The organism is Candidatus Aminicenantes bacterium (assembly GCA_011049425.1).
Classification (GTDB): Bacteria; Acidobacteriota; Aminicenantia; order UBA2199; family UBA2199; genus UBA876.
The window spans coordinates 1-4,735 of record DSBM01000039.1 but is presented as its reverse complement, the minus strand read 5'-3'; the positions used below and the strand labels follow the sequence as shown (position 1 = coordinate 4,735).

At 50.9% G+C, this 4,735-nt stretch carries 4 protein-coding genes; 2 read left to right on the top strand and 2 right to left on the bottom strand.

Features of this window, described 5'->3' with window-relative positions:
- The first annotated feature begins 65 nt into the window (after window positions 1-65).
- Both ENN40_02900 and ENN40_02895 read left to right on the top strand, forming a co-directional pair.
- Entirely contained in the window at window positions 66-1,043 is a 978-nt protein-coding gene (locus tag ENN40_02900) for a chromosomal replication initiator DnaA (GenBank protein ID HDP94289.1), read from the top strand.
- Between the two features lie 299 nt (window positions 1,044-1,342).
- On the top strand, window positions 1,343-2,440 hold the full coding sequence (locus tag ENN40_02895; protein ID HDP94288.1) for a hypothetical protein: 1,098 nt from the start codon (window positions 1,343-1,345) through the stop codon (window positions 2,438-2,440).
- 91 nt (window positions 2,441-2,531) lie between these two features.
- On the opposite strand, the gene ENN40_02890 is transcribed toward ENN40_02895, so the two are convergent.
- Window positions 2,532-3,185 (bottom strand): hypothetical protein, encoded by a 654-nt coding sequence (locus ENN40_02890; protein ID HDP94287.1) that lies wholly within the window; start codon window positions 3,183-3,185, stop codon window positions 2,532-2,534.
- Window positions 3,186-3,632: 447 nt separating this feature from the next.
- Window positions 3,633-4,735, bottom strand: a 1,103-nt coding sequence (locus ENN40_02885; GenBank protein ID HDP94286.1) for a DUF2271 domain-containing protein, incomplete at its 5' end; no start/stop codon positions are given.

The following is a 4,735-nucleotide window of genomic DNA, read 5'->3' as shown; positions in this document are numbered from 1 at the left end:
GCATCGGGGTCAGGTCTCAAAAATGAAAAATTGACAATCCGACGGGGCTTAGATAGGATTTTTTTATGGCGCGGCCCTTGCGAATTGAATATGAAAACGCTTTTTATCATGTCATTGCCCGGGGCGAGCGCCGCGATGTTATTTTTACCTGCCCGGCCGATAAGGATAAATTCCTGATCAAGCTCGGTGAAACAGCGGAGAAATATCGGTTGCTTGTTCATGCCTATGTGTTGATGGACAACCACTATCACCTGTTGGTGGAAACACCATACGCCAACCTGAGCCGGGCCATGCATTACCTGAACGCCAGTTACGGCAACTGGTTCCGACACAAGTACGATATCGTCGGCTCCGTGTTTCAGGGGCGCTACAAGGCGATATTGGTAGAAAAGGATGAATACTTAAAAGTATTGAGCGCTTACATTCATCTGAACCCGGTGCGAGCCGGAATTGTAGAAGAGCCATCCAAGTATGAGTATGGCAGCTGCCGTTTTTACGCTCTAAAGTCAAAGAAGCCGGACTTTTTGCGGGTAGACGATTTGCTGGGTATGTTCCATGGCAATAAAAGTGAATACGGGAGATTTTTGAAAGGATACTCCGAACATGGGACGGAAATCGACTCAGAGTTGATATACGGGAAGAACTCGCTGCTGGGCAGTGAAGGCTTTTTGCGCAGCGTTTTCAAGAAGGTCAAGGATACCGGTGGGTCGATAGACGACCGGGAGCAGCCCGATGTTCGCGATATGAGCCTGGTGAATGCCGATGATATTATGGAGATCATGCTAGTGGAAATGCGCATTGCGGAAGATGTGATATGGAAACGGAAGCGCGGCAACGTGTATCGCAAGTTGCTGATCTATGGCTTGTGGCGCCATACGGCGAACAGCCTGAAGCAGATCGGGGACATCATGAAAATGGATTATGCGGCTGTGTCGGCCATGGTGAGGATATTCAAGAAGGAAATTACTGAAAATAAGGCTTCCCGGCAATTAGCGGAACGGCTGGCTGGGGAAGTGATGAAGCGCCGGATTAGGAAGACGTAATGGTAAAATGGTATTCGAGTTATTTTCAAATTTGAGACCCCGATGGTTTTTGTGCCAGGCGTATTTGTCTTTCAGGGGAATCCTTGTGGTTTTTTTTGGAATGGGGAAAGACACGATTCATCTGCAGGGGCAGAAGTGGGGATTTCCGTTTTGAATCCGACCGCCGGGACGGAGGTCCAAGGATTGAGGCAATGCGTTTACCATGGATGAGTAAAAAAATGGGCCGCTGTACAATATATCTACATGAAGTCGGGATGAAACAGCATCGCGGTCTACGTGCCTGATGCAAAGGAGGTTTAATGAAACGTTTGATTGTACCGATGGGTTTGTTGTTTGGGTTATTTGCCATTCTGGGTGTTGTCAGGGCTGATGACCACTCACCCGTTTCCTTGACGGCCAGGCCGGCCAAAACCACTTTGCGTCCCGGCGAAACGGTGACTGTTGTCTTGTCGAATTTTTGCGACTCTGCGGGAAATCCGGCGGATAAAATGGAACGGATCGTGGTTGTGGCCAATGCCGGAGAAATTTTGGGTGGCGCTTCCGCAGAGATGCCCATGACGCCCACCGGCAATCAGCAGGCATTCCAGGTTGGCGAGGGAACCGTTGAGTTTGATTATCGAGCCCCGCTTCATTGTCAAAAAGATGAGGTAAAAATCACTTTTCTCAATTCCCTGGCGTATGGAGAAATCGACAAGATTCCCATGAACTTGACGGAGCCTTACCAGACCATTGCCACGCTGACTTTGAAACTCAATTGCGCCCATTATCTGTTGCTCGAATACAATGAAGATTATCTGCGCCTGTATGGAAAAGAGCGCAAGGACCATCGTATCCGGGCCATTCTGCGCATTGATTTAGAGCCATGGGTGGCGGATAACATGTTGCGTGTAACCAATTTGTCCCTGCTTGAGTTTCAGGGAAGCGCGAACCGCGTGAGCGCTACCGATCAAGAGCACATGCAGGCGGATACGGCCAGTCCTGATTTTTACAACCAGTTGCTGTTGTTGTTTCTGGATCCTGAGAGTGATGATGTTCAGGGGTTGATCTACGAAGACGTACCGCTTTTAATTGATTGGCATGGAGATGAAATTCCTGAGGGTCCGCCGGATAGAATAAATGTCGGTCCGGTCAGCGAACACCGTCCGGACAAACGTGAAGCCAGAAAAGCCGGCCAGGATTTGGCTGGGGATTTCCCCACTGATAATGAAACCGCCCGCCGCTTGAGGCGCATGCAGCGTTCTTTAACGCAGCAGTTCAGCGCCACTCAGGTTCATCCAGACAACCGCGTCAAAACCACTCAAGGTGAAACGTTTTTCGCGGGAGAGGGTAGCTGGGAGAAAAAATTCAGCAACGGCCATCATCGCAAGACCTACCGCTGGGAGTTGTTGCTGGATTAAAGCGGCTACGGATACACGCAGTTTCAGGCGAACGGCACGGCGTGTCGAGCGGGAGGCATGCGCCGCCAGCCCCTCTGTTCTTGCCTGTTACTCAAGGGGTGGGGACAACCACGTGTTCACAGGAAGGATTGATTAATGATCCCTTGGCGAACACAAAATGGCTGCTGTTCATGATAATTGTGTAACGGCATTTTTCCTTAATGTCCTGGAAGTTGCCGGCCGTATCCATGGCGGGGTAAACAAAAAATACCACCAGTTCCAGCCGTTCCTCTTCATCAAGGTTCAGAATCAGTTCCTGTCCGACCGCCAGCCGTTTTGTCTCCCAGACTGAGGAATCTTCGAACTTCCAGTCAAAGCGGACCACCGCGGCGGAATTGTTTCTCATTTTCAAAAAATTGGTTTTGTTGCACTGGAAAGCCAGTTTAATGGATGACAAGCCGTTGTTTCCCAGGGTCGTGGTGCTTAGATCGGCAATATTGCTCTTCATGGTATGGCACACGCCGTTGTAGTTTTCACCTTTGAACAGCGCGGCGGACTGCATGTTGAACATCTTGATCGAAGACACCTTGTTTTTCATGTCGCCCCAGAAGCGGTTGCTCAAGTCCGGCGCGTTGGCTTGCAGTCTCACGCTCTTGCCTTTGAAATTCGGCTTGCTGTAAATGATGATTTCCGCGGCGCTGAGGGATGCGGCAAATACAATCAGGACAAATGCGGTCAAAACAATTCGGCGAACAAACAAAATCATTTTTTTCTCCTTTTCGAATCGGCGGCAAAACCAACCGGGTTCAATTTGTCTAATAGGACAGAATGCAGAAAAATCTCAAGAAAACTTGGTAGCAAATAGAGCGGTGAATTGGGGAGGACAGGTTTTTGGGTTTCAATAAGCTGGGCGGTCAGGCGAATGGAAAATCAGAAAAAGTGATAATGCAAGACCTGATCCCTTGAATTTTCAGTTGCATTAGGCCGGTTCTGGGAATATAATCTATCGGCAATATGCACCAGGGTCAATATGTCAAACCAGGGCAAGGAGAGTACCATGGCCAAAGGCAGGGACGCCCGGAAAACAACCAAAAAGAAATCTGAAAAAACCTTGAAGGAGAAGCGCCAGGCAAAAAAGCAGAAAAAGCAGGAGAAATCCTGATCCGGCAAGGCTTTGCTGAGTGAAAGTCCAGCCAGGGCGCGTGGTATTTTTCTATTCGGATTGTTTTTGTGAGCCGTGATAGTCCACTTTCAGAAACGGGATCAGGTGTCCTTTTTCGGTTACCGATGAGTCAATCTCTTTACCGACGCGGATGACGGCCTCGCTGCGCTGGTACATCATGCTGGGCCAGAAGTGGGTTTCCACGCGTACGCGGTATTCGCCCTGGGGCACGGTGTTTTCCTGGAAATCTTTCAGGTTCCATACGTAGATGTGGTGTCCGCGGTCAATGCTGGCGCCGGTCACGCCGTCCACGTCTCGGAATTCGGAGCGTTTGGACCACTGGGGCAGGTTGACCTGCTTTTCTTTGGCAAAGCCACTGAACCCGGATACGTAGACGGTTTTGACGAATTCGCCCTCGGAGTTTTCAATCCAGACCGCGGTCTGGGGGGCGAGTTCGTCCCTGAATCCGAGTACGAAATCGATGGTCACGCATGGCTTTTTCAGATCTTTAGCGGATAAGCGGGTTATGGCCGGGCGCAGGCCGGCGAAAACCTCTTGGGCGGCTTGGGTTTTGCCATACTTTTTGGCCACCTGGATCCAGTAGGTGGTCATCTGCTTCTGGTGCGCCAGGCCCAGATAGTAGAGGGCCTGGGCCTTTTGCTCGTCCGTGCTGTCGCCATTCAAGACCATGTTCAGGTCATCAATCCCCTGGTCCAACTTGTTGACGAAAAAGGGCATGCTCACGTTGATCGCGCCTTTCTGCAGCCGCATTTCCATGTCTTTCGGGTCTAGTTCGCTGATCTTTTCCATCAGGCGGACCACGTCAAAGGCCAGGTTGGTGCGGTAGTCCTGGTCGGCGTAGACGTTATTGTCGTAACCGATGTTGGCCAGGCTGGAGATCGTTTGCAGCAGCATTTTGTGTGCCGGAAGGTGATCCGGATTGCGATCCACGAACGGTTCAAGCAGCTTGCGGGCCTCTGTCCACTTGTTCTGTGCCAATAGTTTGCCTGCCTGGGCCAGGACCGCTTGCGGGTCAGTGGTTTCAGCGGCCGGGGCGGAACCTTCCACGGTTTTCCGGGCCGCCTTATCGCGGTCGGCGATTTTCTGTTTTACCGCATTGATGACGCTCTCCAGTTGCTGTTTTGCCTGCGGCG